Source organism: Nocardia sp. NPDC049935 (assembly GCF_055586645.1).
The window spans coordinates 326,545-341,890 of the sequence record NZ_JBVJHV010000001.1 but is presented as its reverse complement, the minus strand read 5'-3'; the positions used below and the strand labels follow the sequence as shown (position 1 = coordinate 341,890).

The 15,346-nt window shown below is 69.4% G+C and carries 14 protein-coding genes; 7 read left to right on the top strand and 7 right to left on the bottom strand.

Going from position 1 to position 15,346, the window contains the following annotated elements:
• Nucleotides 1-63: 63 nt before the first annotated feature.
• Nucleotides 64-714, top strand: a complete 651-nt coding sequence (gene ypfJ, locus ACZ6SF_RS01635; RefSeq protein ID WP_466061305.1) for a KPN_02809 family neutral zinc metallopeptidase — start codon at nt 64-66, stop codon at nt 712-714.
• Between the two features lie 19 nt (nt 715-733).
• Here the strand turns inward: ypfJ and ACZ6SF_RS01630 are convergent, their stop codons facing one another.
• A complete protein-coding gene (locus ACZ6SF_RS01630) occupies nt 734-2,347 on the bottom strand; it encodes a hypothetical protein (protein WP_466059767.1) in 1,614 nt (537 codons plus the stop codon).
• On the bottom strand, nt 2,344-2,661 hold the full coding sequence (locus ACZ6SF_RS01625) for a type VII secretion target (RefSeq protein WP_466059765.1): 318 nt from the start codon (nt 2,659-2,661) through the stop codon (nt 2,344-2,346). The genes ACZ6SF_RS01630 and ACZ6SF_RS01625 overlap by 4 nt, the downstream gene beginning before the upstream one ends.
• A gap of 200 nt (nt 2,662-2,861) precedes the next feature.
• Between ACZ6SF_RS01625 and ACZ6SF_RS01620 the strand changes: the two genes are divergently transcribed.
• From ACZ6SF_RS01620 to ACZ6SF_RS01605, 4 genes are all read left to right on the top strand, one after another.
• Nucleotides 2,862-3,863 (top strand): NAD-dependent epimerase/dehydratase family protein, encoded by a 1,002-nt coding sequence (locus tag ACZ6SF_RS01620; RefSeq protein WP_466059763.1) that lies wholly within the window; start codon nt 2,862-2,864, stop codon nt 3,861-3,863.
• A gap of 31 nt (nt 3,864-3,894) precedes the next feature.
• Nucleotides 3,895-4,911 carry an Rv2578c family radical SAM protein gene (locus ACZ6SF_RS01615; RefSeq protein WP_466059761.1) on the top strand — a complete coding sequence of 339 codons (1,017 nt, stop codon included), beginning with the start codon at nt 3,895-3,897 and terminating at the stop codon, nt 4,909-4,911.
• 232 nt (nt 4,912-5,143) lie between these two features.
• Nucleotides 5,144-7,105 carry a 2-oxoacid:acceptor oxidoreductase subunit alpha gene (locus ACZ6SF_RS01610; RefSeq protein WP_466059759.1) on the top strand — a complete coding sequence of 654 codons (1,962 nt, stop codon included), beginning with the start codon at nt 5,144-5,146 and terminating at the stop codon, nt 7,103-7,105.
• Entirely contained in the window at nt 7,102-8,190 is a 1,089-nt protein-coding gene (locus ACZ6SF_RS01605; protein ID WP_466059757.1) for a 2-oxoacid:ferredoxin oxidoreductase subunit beta, read from the top strand. Before ACZ6SF_RS01610 ends, ACZ6SF_RS01605 begins: the two co-directional genes overlap by 4 nt.
• A gap of 73 nt (nt 8,191-8,263) precedes the next feature.
• Here the strand turns inward: ACZ6SF_RS01605 and ACZ6SF_RS01600 are convergent, their stop codons facing one another.
• Nucleotides 8,264-8,908, bottom strand: a complete 645-nt coding sequence (locus ACZ6SF_RS01600) for a hypothetical protein (protein WP_466059756.1) — start codon at nt 8,906-8,908, stop codon at nt 8,264-8,266.
• 88 nt (nt 8,909-8,996) lie between these two features.
• Nucleotides 8,997-10,271 carry a histidine--tRNA ligase gene (gene hisS, locus ACZ6SF_RS01595; protein WP_466059754.1) on the bottom strand — a complete coding sequence of 425 codons (1,275 nt, stop codon included), beginning with the start codon at nt 10,269-10,271 and terminating at the stop codon, nt 8,997-8,999.
• A 203-nt stretch (nt 10,272-10,474) separates the two neighbouring features.
• Here hisS and ACZ6SF_RS01590 point away from each other — a divergent pair, with 203 nt between their 5' ends.
• Together ACZ6SF_RS01590 and ACZ6SF_RS01585 are read left to right on the top strand one after the other, a co-directional pair.
• The gene (locus ACZ6SF_RS01590; RefSeq protein ID WP_466059752.1) at nt 10,475-11,362 is read left to right on the top strand and encodes a peptidylprolyl isomerase; all 888 of its coding nucleotides are present in this window, start codon (nt 10,475-10,477) and stop codon (nt 11,360-11,362) included.
• Nucleotides 11,363-11,718: 356 nt separating this feature from the next.
• A complete protein-coding gene (locus tag ACZ6SF_RS01585; RefSeq protein WP_466059750.1) occupies nt 11,719-12,306 on the top strand; it encodes a hypothetical protein in 588 nt (195 codons plus the stop codon).
• A gap of 64 nt (nt 12,307-12,370) precedes the next feature.
• Here the strand turns inward: ACZ6SF_RS01585 and ACZ6SF_RS01580 are convergent, their stop codons facing one another.
• The 3 genes from ACZ6SF_RS01580 to ACZ6SF_RS01570 are packed head-to-tail and all read right to left on the bottom strand — an operon-like array spanning nt 12,371 to nt 15,339.
• The gene (locus tag ACZ6SF_RS01580) at nt 12,371-12,805 is read right to left on the bottom strand and encodes a DUF4913 domain-containing protein (RefSeq protein WP_466059748.1); all 435 of its coding nucleotides are present in this window, start codon (nt 12,803-12,805) and stop codon (nt 12,371-12,373) included.
• The gene (locus ACZ6SF_RS01575) at nt 12,802-14,802 is read right to left on the bottom strand and encodes a type IV secretory system conjugative DNA transfer family protein (protein ID WP_466059746.1); all 2,001 of its coding nucleotides are present in this window, start codon (nt 14,800-14,802) and stop codon (nt 12,802-12,804) included. Before ACZ6SF_RS01575 ends, ACZ6SF_RS01580 begins: the two co-directional genes overlap by 4 nt.
• 30 nt (nt 14,803-14,832) lie before the next feature.
• Nucleotides 14,833-15,339, bottom strand: coding sequence for a hypothetical protein (locus ACZ6SF_RS01570; RefSeq protein ID WP_466059744.1), 507 nt, complete (start codon nt 15,337-15,339; stop codon nt 14,833-14,835).
• Nucleotides 15,340-15,346: the final 7 nt, after the last annotated feature.

Sequence of the window (15,346 nt, the reverse complement as noted above, 5' to 3'; positions counted from 1 at the left end):
GGGACGGCCTCCGGATGCGGTTGCCATCGTAGTGCGCCGCCTCGGGCACCCGGAAACCGATATATTGCGAACAGCCGAGCAAAGCCGTGGCAATCACGTTCACAGACGGGATCGACCATGACCTTCAACGAGCATGCGCAGATCGATCCGGGCCGCGCCTCCTCCGGCTGCGGATACGCCACCAGTGAGGTGGGCCCGTTCTACTGCCCGTCCGACCGCACCGCCTACTTCGATGTGGGGTTCTTCCAGGAACTCGTCGACCGGTACGGCGCGACCGGCGGGCCGCTCGCCCAGGAGTACGTGGTCGCCCACGAGGTGGGCCACCACATCCAGACCCTGCTCGGCGATATCGGGCGGGCGCAGCAGGATCCGCGGGGCCCGGAATCGGGCGCGGTGCGCACCGAACTACAGGCCGACTGCTACGCCGGGATCTGGGCGCACTACGCCGACCGGACCCCGGCGCCCGGATCGGACACCCCGTTCCTGCGACCGCTGACCGACAGCGATATCCGGGACGCGCTCTCGGCCGCCTCCGCCGTCGGCGACGACCGGATCCAGGCGAGCGCGCAGGGCCGGGTGAACCCCGAGGTCTGGACCCATGGCGCGTCGGAACAGCGGCAGCGCTGGTTCCTGAACGGCTATCGGACCGGGCAGGTCGAAGCCTGCGACACCTATTCGGCCCCGAATCTGAACAACCCGCCCGGCCTGCGCTGACGGCCGGGCGGGTGCCCGGTCAGAACTGGTTGTCGTAGCCGAGGTCCTCATCGGCGTCCACCGCGCCGATGACCTCCGGCGCCGATTCGCCGAGCGGTCCGGTGAGATCGTCGTTACCCGTCGGACTCCGGTAGGCCTCCACGGTGCGACCGTGTTCCTCGTCGTTGTTGCGCTGCCCCGCCGCGCCGCCGGGCGCGCCGCCCATGAAGGAGCCGGCCGGTGAGGTGGCGGCGGAACCGGGCATACCGGCGGTGAGGGCGCCGGGACGCAGCACGGTGCTCATCGGATTCTGGGTCGCGCCCGGCACCCCGGGTAGCGCGGGCGATCCGGGCGAACCGGGACTCCCGCTCGGCGATCCGGTGGACAGCCCCGGACTCCCGGTCGACAGGCCCGGGCTACCCGAGGGGCTGCCGAGCGGTGACTGCACACCGGCGGCCGTGGTCGAGGCCGGATCGCCCGTGGTCGAGCCGAGCACCGATTCCAGGCCCGAGGTATCCGAGGCGACGCTCTGCGCCTGCTGCATGATCGGCTCGCCGATACTCTGCGCGACGTTCTGGGCGGCCTCGGCGGCCTGCTGCCCGTCGACCCCGAGCAACTGCTGCACCATGCCGTTGAGTTCCGCGGTCTTACCGGCGAGATCGCCGCGGGTGATATTGGCGACGCTCACCGCCTGGCCCAGGTGCTGGGTGGCCGAGGCGATGAGCGCGGTTTGCGCGGGCGGGGTCATCACGACCGGGGCCAGCGCGACCGCCTGCCCCAGGAACGACGAGGCGATGGTGGTGAGCTGGCCGTTGCCCTGCTGGACCACGGTGGCCGCGGCCTGGGTCAGCGCCGCGATATCGATACCGCGCTGACTGGTCTGCATCCCGGAGTTGTTGGCCTCCTGACCGGCGGTCTGCGCGGTCTGCGAGGCCTCGCTCTCCCAGGACTGCCCCATCGCCGACAGGCTGCTCTTGCCGACCCCCATGGCCAGCTCGATGATCTGGGAGGACTGGCTCAGGATGGCGGTCGGGTCGAGGGCGCCCATGACACCGGTCCCGAAACTGCTCAGCAGATCCTTGATCGGCTGGAAGAGCACATCGATTCCCGGTAGTGCGGGCAGCGCGGCTCCGCTCAGCAGATCGCCCACCGGATCGGACGGCAGCGCCGGGGCGGCGGCCGCCGGGGTGGCGGTCCCGGGTGCGGCCGCCGCGGCCGCGGGCGCACCCGCGCCGCCGGCCGCGGCCGTGACCTGGCCGAGAACACCCTCGGCGGCGTCGACCACCGGCGCCGCCGCCTGGTTGACCACGCCGAGCAGGTCCCCGGCCTGCGTCGCGGCGTCCTCGGCGGCACCGGAGAGGATGTCCTGGGCCTGGGCCGGGTCGTTCGGGAATCCGGACAGCCCGGGCGCCCCCGCCGGTACGGTGGTGGCCGCGGGACCGTCCTCGGAGATCCGCTGGGACAGCACGAATTCCGGTGCCTCGACCGGGACCTCGCCGTCCGGGAGCTGGGCCAGTGGTACGTCCTGGATCGCCGCGTTCGGATCCGGCGCGGTCTGCGCCGCGGTGGTCACCGGAGCCTCGGCGGGGACGGCCTGCTGCAGTTCGGGGGCGATCAGCCCCGCCGAGCCCTCGGCGGTATCGAGCGGCCTCACAGGGCCGCTCCCGCCGCGCCGAGCGCCCCGGCGTTCCCGCCGTCGGTGCCGTCGTAGTTCAGCGCCGAGGTGAAGGCCGCCTGGGACAGTTTCTGGTATTTGGCCGACAGATCGTTGATATCGCGCGCCTGCAGGACCTGCGCGGCCGCGAACATGGCCAGATAGTCGGCGCCGATCAATCCGAAGACCGGCGTCATCGCCGCGACCTGCGCCAGGGTGTCGAAGTTACCCGCGGCGGCGATTTCGGTGCCGATTCCGGCGTTGGTGATGCCGAAGGCTCGTAGCGCTTCGGTCTCCACCGACAGATTACTCATCGGGCTCCCCCCTGATTCGTTCCGAACGTCGTCGCGACCACCTGCATGGAACTCTTTTCACCGCAACGCTATGCGCCCCTGCGGCGTGCGATGGTCGCCGCCCGAATATAGCCCACCGGGCCGCCCGCGCACGAGGCCGCGCGCGGGCGGCAGAATTAGAACGTGTTGCAAATTAGAACAAGTTCTATATCCTCGTCCCCATGAAGGTCGCGGTGACCGGCGCAGCCGGCTATCTGGGTACGAATCTGCTCCCGCTGCTCGCCGGACGCGGCGACGAGGTCGTCGCCATCGACCGGGTGGCGCCCCGGGACGCCGGCGCGGCGAATATCACCTGGGTGAGCGCCGATGTGCTCGACCCCGCATCCATGCGGGCCGCCCTCGAGGGCGTGGAGCTCGTGTACCACCTGGTCGCCGTGATCACCCTCGCGGACAAGAACGACCTCGCCTGGCGGGTGAACACCGAAGGCGTCCGGGTGGTCGCCGAGGCCGCGCACGCGGTGGGGGTGCGCCGGTTCGTCCACGCGAGTTCGATCCACGCCTTCGATCAGTACAGCTGCGGCGGGAACATCGACGAGACCACGCTCCGTTCCACCGACACGGATCTGCCTGTCTACGACCGCTCCAAATGGGCCGGGGAGATCGAACTGCGCAAGGTCGTGGAGGCCGGGCTCGACGCGGTGATCTGCAATCCCACCGGCGTTTTCGGCCCCGCCGATCACGGCACCCCGCTCTCCCGGATCAACCGCTCCCTGCGCGATGCCGCGCGCGGCCGTATACCGGCCATGATCGACGGCGGTTTCGATCTGGTCGACGTCCGTGATGTCGCCCGCGGCCTGATCCTGGCCGGTGAACGCGGCCGCACCGGGGAGAACTACCTGCTCGGTGGCGAGATGATCTCCATGCTCGACCTGTGCCGGAGGGCCGCCCGGCACGCGGGCAAACGCGGACCCCGCTTCTCCATCTCGCCGAAACTGGTTTCCGGCCTGATTCCGGTGATGGAGCCGATCGGCAAACGCCTCGGCACCGATATAGTCTCGAAGGCGGCTCTGGGCGCGCTGGTTTCGGCGCCGCTGGTCGACCGCGGCAAGGCGGGCCGGGAACTGGGATACCAGCCGCGCCCGATCGACGACACCGTCCGGGATCTGGTGGCCTTCTTCGCCGACCCGCAGGCGCCACTCTCCGATTTCACCCCGGCGGCTTGACAGTCATTAGAACGCGTGTTCGACTGGTCGGGTGCGGTGGCAGAACCAGACCCTGGACGCCGACGACGGCGCACTGCCCGGCCTCGGCCGGGCCGGGTTCGCCCGCACCGTACAGACTCCCGAGTTCGACGGGATCACCTTTCACGAAGTGCTCTGCAAGAGTGCGCTGAACAAGATCCCCGACGAGTCGAACCTGCCCTTCCGCTGGACCGTGAATCCGATGCGGGGTTGTTCGCACGCGTGCCGCTACTGCTTCGCGCGGGGCTCCCACGAATATCTGGAATTGGACGCCGGAACCGATTTCGATACCCAGATCGTGGTGAAGACCAATATCGCGGCGGTGCTGCGGCGTGAGCTGACCAGGCGGTCCTGGCACCGCGAACAGGTGGCGCTGGGCACCAATACCGACCCCTACCAGCGGGCCGAGGGGCGCTACCGGCTGATGCCGGGAATCATCCGCGCCCTCACCGATTCCGGCACCCCGTTCTCCATTCTCACCAAAGGCACCCTGCTGCACCGGGATCTGCCGTTGCTCACCCTCGCCGCCCGCGAAGTGCCGGTGCGTATCGGCATCTCGCTGGCCGTCCTGGAACCCGATCTGCACCGCGGCCTCGAACCCGGCACCCCCTCACCCCGGGCCCGGCTGGATCTGGTGCGGGCCTGCGCCGAGGCCGGGTTCGAGGTCAACATCATGGTGGCGCCGGTGATTCCCTATCTCACCGACGGCCGCTCCCAGCTCGACGAACTGTTCACCGAACTCGCCGCGGCCGGCGCGTCGTCGGCGGTGGTGCTGCCGCTGCATCTGCGGGGCAGCACCCGCGGCTGGTTCCTCGGCTGGCTGGCCGAACACCATCCGGCGCTGCTGCGCCGCTACCGCCCGCTCTACCGGCGCGGCGCGCAGGTGGCCCCGGAGTACGCCTCCTGGCTCCGGGAACGGGTCGACCCGCTCCTGCGTACGCACGATCTGCTCCCGGAGCACCGGGAGGAGCCGAGCGCCGAACCCGCCCCGGCCCCCGATACCGCACCGCAGCTCGAACTCTTCGCCTGACGGGGTCGTACCACCCGGAGCGCCGCCGCTCGGAGGCCGGGATCGGCCGGCGGGCGGGTGATCGGCCTCCACCCTCCGCATCCGGCCTGGTAGCAGCCCTGAACAGTGCCCTTCCGGCGCGGCGGGGCACGTCAGAGCGACACTGGGCGCGTGTTTTTTCCGGCGCGGTACCCACCCGGCGGGGTAGTTTGGCGATTGGCAGCTCATTTCGACGAGGAAGTGACGCACGCGTATGGTTTCGCACCAGGAAAATACCGGCCGTCCCGAGACCACGCTCACCGGAAACGATTCCGGCGCAGCGGTATTGGATCGTGTGGTGATCCGTTTCGCGGGCGATTCCGGTGACGGTATGCAGCTCACCGGCGACCGCTTCACCCACGAGGCCGCGGCCTTCGGCAACGATCTGGCCACCCAGCCCAATTTCCCGGCCGAGATCCGGGCTCCGCAGGGCACGCTGCCGGGTGTCTCGTCGTTCCAGATCCAGATCGCCGACCACGATATCCTCACCGCCGGTGATCAGCCGGACGTCCTGGTCGCGATGAACCCGGCGGCGCTGAAGGCGAATCTCGGCGAGCTGCCGCGCGGCGCCACCCTCATCGCGAACACCGACGAGTTCACCAAGCGCAACCTCACCAAGGTCGGTTACGCGGCCGACCCCCTGGCCGACGACAGCCTCGCGGACTTCGTGGTCCATCAGGTGCCGATGACCTCGCTGACCCTGGCCGCCACCGAATCGGCCGGGGTGGGCAAGAAGGACGGCCAGCGGGCCAAGAACATGTTCGCGCTGGGCCTGCTGTCCTGGATGTACGGCCGGCCGATCGGCGGCACCGAGAAGTTCCTGCGGGAGAAGTTCGCGGCCAAACCGGATATCGCCGAGGCCAATATCCTCGCCTTCCGGGCCGGCTGGAACTACGGCGAGACCACCGAGGCCTTCGCGACCACCTACAGCATCGCCCCGGCCGCACTGCCCGCCGGGACCTACCGGCAGATCACCGGGAACACCGCGCTCGCCTACGGCCTGATCACCGCCGGATCGCTGGCGGGCCTGCCGGTGTTCCTGGGCACCTACCCGATCACCCCGGCCTCCGACATCCTGCACGAGCTGAGCAAGTACAAGAATTTCGGCGTCACCACCTTCCAGGCGGAAGACGAGATCGCCGGGATCGGCGCCGCGCTGGGCGCCGCCCTCGGCGGCGCGCTCGGTGTCACCAGTACCTCCGGTCCCGGGCTGGCCCTCAAGAGCGAATCCATCGGACTCGCGGTGATGACCGAGGTACCGCTGGTGATCGTGGACGTCCAGCGCGGCGGCCCCTCCACCGGACTGCCCACCAAGACCGAACAGGCCGATCTGCTACAGGCCCTCTACGGCCGTAACGGCGAATCCCCGGTGGCGGTACTGGCGCCGCGCTCACCGGCCGATTGTTTCGCCACCGCCGTGGAGGCCGCACGGATCGCCCTCACCTACCGGACGCCGGTCCTGCTGCTGTCCGACGGCGCGATCGCCAACGGCTCGGAACCGTGGGCCGTTCCCACGGTCGCCGAGCTGCCCCCGATCGACCCCGATTTCGATCCGGGCGGCGACGGGGATTTCCTGCCCTACGCCCGGGACCCCGAAACCCTCGCGCGGCCGCTGGCCGTTCCGGGCACGGCGGGCCGGGCGCACCGGATCGGCGGGCTGGAGAAGGCGGACGGGAGCGGCGATATCTCCTACGACCCCGCCAACCACGAGCTCATGGTGCGGCTGCGGCAGGCCAAGATCGACGGGATCACGGTGCCGCCGGTCGAGGTCGACGATCCGGGCGGTGACGCCGACGTGCTGGTGGTCGGCTGGGGCAGTTCCTACGGGCCGATCGGCGAGGCCTGCCGCCGGGTCCGGCGTCGCGGCGCCCGCGTCGCGCAGTTGTCTCTGCGGCATCTGAACCCGTTGCCGCCCGATCTCGGCGAGACGCTGCGGCGCTACCGCACGGTGGTCGCGCCCGAGATGAACGGCGGTCAGCTGGCGTTGCTGCTCCGGGCGAAATACCTGGTGGACGTCCAGCCCTGGACCAAGGTGGCGGGGACGGCGTTCTCCGCGCAGGAGCTCGTCGGCGTTATCGACGCCGCCCTGGACGGTTCACTGCCCGGCCTCGAACAGGACAAGGTGGTCGCCGCGCGGGCCCGGGCGACCTATCGCACGAACGGGGGCGCATCATGACGATCGTCGAAACCTCACTGACCGGCACCGAACTCGGTATCACCCCGGTCTCCGGGCTGTCCGGGGTCCCGGCGGCGACGGAACCGCAGAAGGCCAAGGACTACACCTCCGACCAAGAGGTGCGGTGGTGCCCGGGATGCGGCGACTACGTCATCCTCGCCACGGTGCGCGGTTTCCTGGCCGAACTCGGGCTGCGCCGGGAGAATCTGATGTTCGTCTCCGGGATCGGCTGTTCGAGCCGGTTCCCGTACTACCTCGACGCCTACGGGATCCACTCCATCCACGGCCGCGCGCCCGCCATCGCGACCGGGCTGGCCGTCACCCGCCCGGATCTGTCGGTCTGGGTGGTCACCGGTGACGGCGACGCCCTCTCCATCGGCGGCAACCATTTGATCCACGCGCTGCGCCGCAATGTGAATATGACGATCCTGCTGTTCAACAACCGGATCTACGGTCTCACCAAGGGCCAGTACTCCCCCACCTCCGAACCGGGCAAGGTGACGAAGTCGACCCCTATGGGTTCGGTCGACCACCCGTTCAACACCCTGTCGGTGGCGCTGGGCGCGGAGGCCACCTTCGCGGGCCGGGCACTGGACTCCGATCGCGCCGGGCTCACCGAGGTGCTGCGGGCCGCCGCCGAGCATCGCGGCACCTCGTTCGTGGAGATCCTGCAGGACTGCCCGATCTTCAACGACGGCTCGTTCGATGTGCTGCGCCGCGGCGACAGCGAATCGCGGCTGATCCGGTTGCGCCACGGCGAACCGATGCGGTTCGGCGCCGACGGCGAGTACGCGGTGGTGCGCCGGGGATTCGGGCTGGCGGTGGTGCCGGCGACGAATATCCCCGCCGACGAGATCGTCGTCCACGACGCCCACACCGACGATCCCGAATACGCCTACGCGCTGTCGCGGCTCTCCGACCAGGACCTCGACCATGTGGTCACCGGCGTTTTCCGGGCCGTCGACCGCCCCACCTACGACGACGGTGTCCGCGCCCAGAACGCCGCGGCCCGCGAGCGGTTCCCGGTGACCGGCGATTCCCTGCAGAACCTGCTCACCGGTACCGAGACCTGGACGGTGGGCTGAGCACCTCGGCTCCGCCGCCGCACGAGCGCGTCGCCCGCCACGACCCGGCGGCGAGCGGTAGGGCGGGTTCGGCTCAGTAGAGGGCCGCGATCTCCTCGTCGGTGAGCCGGACGGTGCCGACGTAGTCCTTGGACCGCGCCGCGACGACCGCGCGATACAGCGGGCGTTCCGGCAGCCCCGCGTCGCGTGCCTCGGCGCGCAGTTGATGCACCAGGACATCGGCGACCAGCAGCGCCGAGGGGAGTTCACTGCGTATCAGGGCGTCGGCCAGCCGCCGCAGGCCCAGCAGATGCAGTTCCCGGCCCGATCCCGAATCGGTGTACAGCGCCAGCGGCAGCAGCCGGCGATCCGGGCCCGCGGTGAGCCGCAGCGCCACCCGGCTCAGCCGGGCCGGTGTGACGAGGAGTTCGATACCGGTCAGGGCGCTCACATCCAGCCGCCGCGTCCGGAACAGGCGGCGGGCCTCGACGATATTCCCCCGCAGCAGCAGGCGGCGCCGGGGCGGGATCAGCATCTGCCCGGCCGTGGGCACCGCCACCACCAGCGCGGTCACCAGCCCCACCACCGGTCCGAACAGCAACGCGACGATCACACCGATCACCACCGCGAGACCGAGCGCGGCCGCCGCCACTCGCCGCAGTACAGGCGCGTACATCTCGGGGGCCACCAGATCCAGCCCGATCGGCTGGTCGGTGTCGGGCGGCGGGGTATCGGTCACGGCAGCGTTTCGTTCCAGGAGCAGAGGTGACAGGGACAGTACGGCACCGGCCGGCCCGGCGGGCGATAGCCCGCCGAGCCGGCCGCTCTCAGGCTCGGGCAGAGGCCGCCGTGAGAGTGGAAACGATCTCGGTGAGCGGTACCTGCCGCTGGTCACCGGTACTCATATCCTTCAACCCGATGGTCTCCTCGGCCAGGTCACGGTCACCGAGGATCAGGGTGAACCGGGCGCCGGACCGGTCGGCGGCCTTCATGGCCCCCTTGACGCCCCGGTCGCCGTAGACCAGATCCACGCGCACGCCCGCCGCCCGCAATTCACCGGCCAGCACCACGAGCCGCTGTTTCGCGGCCTCGCCCAGCGGCACCCCGAACACCTCACAGCGCGCCGGATCACCCGCTGTCACGCCTTCGGCCGCCAGCGCCAGCACGGTGCGGTCCACCCCGAGCCCGAATCCGATACCGGACAGTTGCTGCCCGCCCAGTTCCGCCATCAGGCCGTCGTAGCGACCGCCGCCGCCGATCCCGGACTGCGCGCCCAGACCGTCGTGCACGAATTCGAACGTCGTCTTCGTGTAGTAGTCCAGCCCGCGCACCATCCGGGGGTTGAGGACGTAGGGCACGCCGAGCGCGTCGAGGTGGGCCAGCACCTGGTCGAAGTGGGTTTTCGCGGATTCCGACAGGTGATCGATCATCAGCGGGGCACCGGCGGTCATCTCCCGGACCTCGGGACGTTTGTCGTCGAGCACCCGCAGCGGGTTGATCTCGGCCCGGCGCCGCGTCTCGGCGTCCAGATCCAGGCCGAACAGGAATTCCTGCAGCCGTTCACGGTATTGCGGACGGCAGGTCTCATCACCCAGCGAAGTGAGCTCGAGCCGGAACCCGGTCAGACCCAGACTCCGGAACCCGGCGTCGGCGACCGCGATGACCTCGGCGTCGAGCGCCGGGTCGTCGACCCCGATGGCTTCCACACCCACCTGCTGCAGCTGCCGGTAGCGGCCCTTCTGCGGCCGCTCGTAGCGGAAGAAGGGTCCCGCGTAACTCAGTTTCACCGGTAGCTGGCCGCGATCGAGTCCGTGCTCGATCACCGCGCGCATCACCCCGGCGGTGCCCTCCGGGCGCAGCGTGACACTGCGTTCGCTGCGATCGGAGAAGGTGAACATCTCCTTGCTCACGACATCGGTGGACTCACCGACACCCCGGGCGAAAAGTTCGGTGTCCTCGAAGACCGGCAGCTCGATATGCCCGTACCCGGCGAGTCGGGCGGCGCGGAGCAGGCCGTCGCGCACCGCGACGAACTCGGCCGAACCGGGCGGGACGTAATCCGGCACCCCCTTCGGGGCGGAGAAGCTGCTGGTCTTGGTCACGGTGAACCAGTTTCCCCCACCCGGCCCGGTCGAGTCCAACCGGTTCCGGGGTACGGAGGCCAGGTGGCGCACCGCGCGACGGTCGACAGAGTCCGATATCCGGGACCGCCGGACCGGAGATGGCAGACTCTAGTCCCGGAAGCAACAGACCAGCAGCGAGCGGCCGGGCTCCGACCCGGACGCCGCACGGGAGGAATGTGGCAGTGCCGAGCAACGAACAACGCCGAGAGGCGGCGAAACGCAAGCTGGAACGTCAGCTCGCCAACCGGGCCGAACGCGCGCGTAAGCGTAAGCAACTCACCATCGCCGGATCCGCTCTGGGCGTGGTCGTGGTGATCGCCGCCGTGACCGGTGTGTATTTCCTGACCCGCGGTGACGACTCCGATTCGTCGGCGCAGAACGCCTCGCAGACGCCGGACGCCTCGCTGTCCAGCACTCCGGGCGCCGCGCCGCCCCCGCCTCCGGCCGCCAAACCGGCCACGGTGAACTGCGCCTATCGTGACAGCGCCGAACCGGCGGCCAAACCGGTGCAGAAACCGCGCGCCGAGGGAATCCAGACCGGCGACGGCAATTCCTCGCTGAGCATCAGCGTGGACAGCTCGCAGGGCCCGATGGGGCTGACGCTGAACAACGCGGAATCGCCCTGCACCGTGAACAGCTTCGCCAGCCTGGCGGGCCAGGGGTATTTCGACGGCACCACCTGCCACCGTCTCACCCAGGGCGAGGGCCTGAAGGTCCTGCAGTGCGGCGATCCGACCGGTACCGGCACCGGCGGGCCGGGCTACGAGTTCGACAACGAGTACCCCACCGACCAGTACGCCCCCGAGGACCCGGCCCTGCAGCAGCCCATCGGCTACCAGCGCGGAGTGCTGGCGATGGCCAATGCCGGCCCCGGGACGAACGGCAGCCAGTTCTTCATCGTCTACGGCGATTCGATGCTGCCGCCGAACTACACCATCTTCGGCACCGTGGACGAGGCCGGACTGGGCACGCTGGACAAGATCGCCGGTGCGGGCCAGGACGAGTCCAACGGTCCCGGCGACGGTAAACCGACCCAGCCGGTGACCCTGAACTCGGTCCGTATCGACTGAACCGGGTACGACCCGCTACGTGGTACCCCCGCGACCCCGGCCGACGCACCGGCCGGGGTCGCGGCGCGTTTCCCGCACACCGTATTTACGCGATATATGCTGGTCGGCGATACGTTGCCGAGACCGTGCCCCTACTTCTCGGGTAACCTCGAAACAGGGCGTGCGCGTGACGAAGTCGCGGGCGCCCGTCGCGTTCCGGGGCCCGGGCGCGGTTTGCGGGATGCTCCGGCCGAACACATCCGGCCGGGGAACGGTCCGCGGGTCGCGTGGCGGGCCCCGATCGGCCCGGGTCCGGTTCGCCGTCCCGGGGTCAGCACAGGCAGCCAATAGGGACCACCGCAGTATCGGGAGCAGCCATGTCCGAGGAACTGGACGACATCGGCCGGGAGACCGCGGCCATGATGAAGACGATGTTGCAGATCGCGACGCTCGTCGCGCTCAAGGCCCGGGAACGCGGTCAGCGGGAAGCCGAGATGCGGGTCAAGATGACCGAGGCCCGGCAGAAAGAGGCCCGGGAGCTGCAGATCCGCGAGGCCCGCGACGCCAAATCGAAGGACCCGCGCAACCTGGCACTGGCCCAGACCATTTCGCGGTCGGTGGCGGAGGTCAAACCACCCACCGTCACCCAGCACCGAGAGACCCCGTATCGCGGGGTACAGCTGGAGAAGGACCGCTTCTCCATGAGTTCGTTCTCCACGGGATCGGCGGCGGGCGGTGCGGCCGAGGCGGTACGCCACGACTCGGCGCAGCGGCGCCAAGCGCTGGCCGCCCACCTTGCCAAGATCGGAATCGCACCCGAACTGGCCGCCGCGCGGATGCTGGTGGATATGGGTCAGGCCACGCCACCGAGCGAGGCGGTGCGAACCAAGCCCGAACGCGCACCCGCGGTGGTGCGGGCCCGCGAGCAGGAAGAGCTGGCTCGGGGTCTGGAGCGCAGCCGCTAGAGTCCCGTGGTCCGATATCGAGAACGCCCGTCCGCGGACGGGCGTTCTCGATATCGACCGATGGTCAGCGAGGAACCCACAGATCCCTGTCGACCTGGTCGATCCGGGGGACGGCTCCGGGATCGTCGGGAGGATTGCTGAACAAGCCTTCGGGAGGCTCACCCACCGGTAGCGGGATGAGCATGTCCTTGTGCCCGTTACGCACGCTGCAGTACTTGAAGGGCCCCTTCGGATCGAGCAGTACCTTCATATGTTTGTCGGCGTGGTCGAGGAACCACACGCTCATTCCGGTGGCAGGATCCTGGCGGTAGTGCTCCCATGCGCGCCACAGCGCATCCAGCCGGGCGAACGCCTCCGGATGCTTCCACCATTCGGGGCACCACACAGTATCGCTGAGATCGCTGACCTGCCGGCGATAGACGCTGATGAGGTACTCCTGGACGAACTCCCCGACGTTCTCGTAGACCATGTCCTGCTGCTCTTCGGGAGTCTCGGTCACTGCGGTCGTACCTCCTGCCTCTCGTCCGGCCCGTTACCCGGTCCCGGCGGCGTATCACCGGGAACCAGCCCCGGCGGTGGGGGAATGTTTCCCATGTTCTTGTCCAGTATGGGGGCTTTCCCGCCCTGACCCGGCTCCGTCGGTGCGGAAGCGGCCACCACCGGCGTATTCACCGGCGCGGGCGCCGGAGTGGATTCCTTGATCATGTCGGAAGACGAACCCAGGACGGATTCGGAGACCCGGATCTTGCGCCCCGGATCGTGCTCCGCGATGGATTTCCGTACCGCCGCCTCGTATTCGCTCTCCCACCACGGCACGGTCCGTACCAGAACCGGCGGCGCGCCCGACGAGAAAACGATGGCGCGCCCCCGCGGAAGCGTGGACAGGGCCTGGACGGTGAAGGTTTTCGAGGAGCCCAGGGACCGCGAATAACTCTTCCCGCCCTTGGATTCGGAGACCGACGCCGAGATGGCCGAATGCTCGCCGATCGCCTCCGACCGCTCGCGCAGGAAGTTCGCGTCGTCGACACCGCTGCCGAGGATCTTGATATTGGCCGCCGACCACAGCGCGTTCATACCGTCCTCGCCCCAGCACCGCGCGCCCTGCGCCCAGGATTGCAGCACGGTCATCACCACGATGCCGCGGGAACCGAAATGGCTGTACTGCTTGGGCAGATCCTTCCAGCGGACGACGTTCGCGGCCTCGTCCAGCACCGCGAGCAGCGGAATGGGCAGGCGTCCGAAGGCCGAACGGGAGGCCCGCTGCATGGCCACATCGATCACGGCCTCGGTGAGCGCGCTCACCAGCGGAGCCGCCGATCCCCGGCCTTCCAGCGAGAGACTGTAGAGGGTGCCGTTGTTCTCGACGAACTCGTCTTCGATGAATTTCACCCGGACCAGTTCGGCGTTGTCGTCCGGATCGTTCGGAGTCACCCACTTGTGCACATTGCGGAGCTTCAGGCACCGCACCATCTTCTTGGCGGTGCCGAAGATCCCGCTTCGGGTCCGCGGGTCGGCGTTGTACTGGGCGGCCAGACCCGAGGCGGAGAAATCGTGTCCCGCGTCGCGCAGGAACTGGATGGGCTCGATATTGCCCGGATCGGTGACCCACTCCCAGATCTGGGTGATGGGTTTTCCGGCGATGGCGGCCGCGAGGAAGAGACCGGCCAGCAGATCCTCGGCCTCCGGATCGAAGAAGGCGTCGTTACGCGAATCCGAACCGCTGTCGCTGTCCGCGAAATGCCCGGCCAGCCGCGCCGCCCGCATTTCGCAGCCGTCCTTCTCCGCATCCACCCACGCCAGCGGGTCCCAGTACCACCGCGCCGGCTCACCGGCCACGCCCTGCGGGTCGAAGACGAAGGTGCGGCTGCCCTTGGCCTCCCGGACCTCACGGGTCGCGTCGACCACATCGCGCTTGTTGGAGGTGGCCAGCACCGGGCCGATGGCGTTGAGGATGGCCGGGATGACCCGCGAGGAGGATTTCCCCTGTCGCGGGCCCCAGATATCCAGGTGCAGATCCTCGTAGGAGCCGTAGAGCATGGTCCCGTCGGCGACGGCCACCCCGATCGGCACACCGGGCGCGTCGTCGTAGCCGAGCTTCACCCCGAGTTGCTGCGCCTTCTCCCGGACCCCCGCCTCGGTGAGCGCCGAGATGGCGCCCCCGTTGCCCATCACATCGGCCTTGTCGTCGACGGCGAGCCGGCCGCGGGTGCGGATCGTGGTCGCGCGCCGCCGGTACAGTACGAACGCGACCAGCGCGAGCACCACGACGATCAGGATCACCGTGGTGCCGGTGGGCCAGCGCAGCTCACCCTTGGCCATCCGCGCGATGATATCGATGGGATTGACCGGCATATCCTGCTTCTGCAGCGAGAGCATATTGCCGAGATGCAGCGCCACCCAGAGGGTTCCCAGGAGGGCGCCGCCGACGTAGATCGCGATGAGGCTGAGATCCGGCCCGACTACGGCCGGATCCTTCACCGGTTTCTTCTTCGCCATACCTGCCTCCTGAGTGATCCCTGCCGGTACTCACCGGTACCCGTCGAGCCGCCAGCCCTGCGGCGTGCGCACCACGGTCGCGATCACCGTGGAGGGCGCCAGGGGCTCCTCGCGGCCGTCCGGATAGACGACGGTCTGTTCGATTCCTATCTTGAACTGCTGCACTGCCGGATCCGGTCCCGCCGGCGGCCGGTCGCCGGAGGCGAATGCGAAGGATTCGACCCGCGCGCCGGCGGCCGCCCATTCGCCCCAGCGCAGCGACACTCCCGGCGTACCCGCGGTATCCGTGGGCGCGTCCAGAACCCGGACCAGGCTGGGCCCCAGCCATCTCCGGGCCCGCTCCAGCGACGCGCCCGGCACCTCCGTGGCGGGATCCCAGCGGTAGATCTCCCGCAATGCCGCCACCGCGACCCCGTCGGCGGTCGCCGGATCCGGAGCCGGAACGGCCTCCAGCCGCCGGACCGTGGAGGTGGCCGGCCCGGTCGCCGTACCCGGATCGCCGCCACCGCAGCCACTCAGCACCGTGATGCCCAGCATCAGCGCC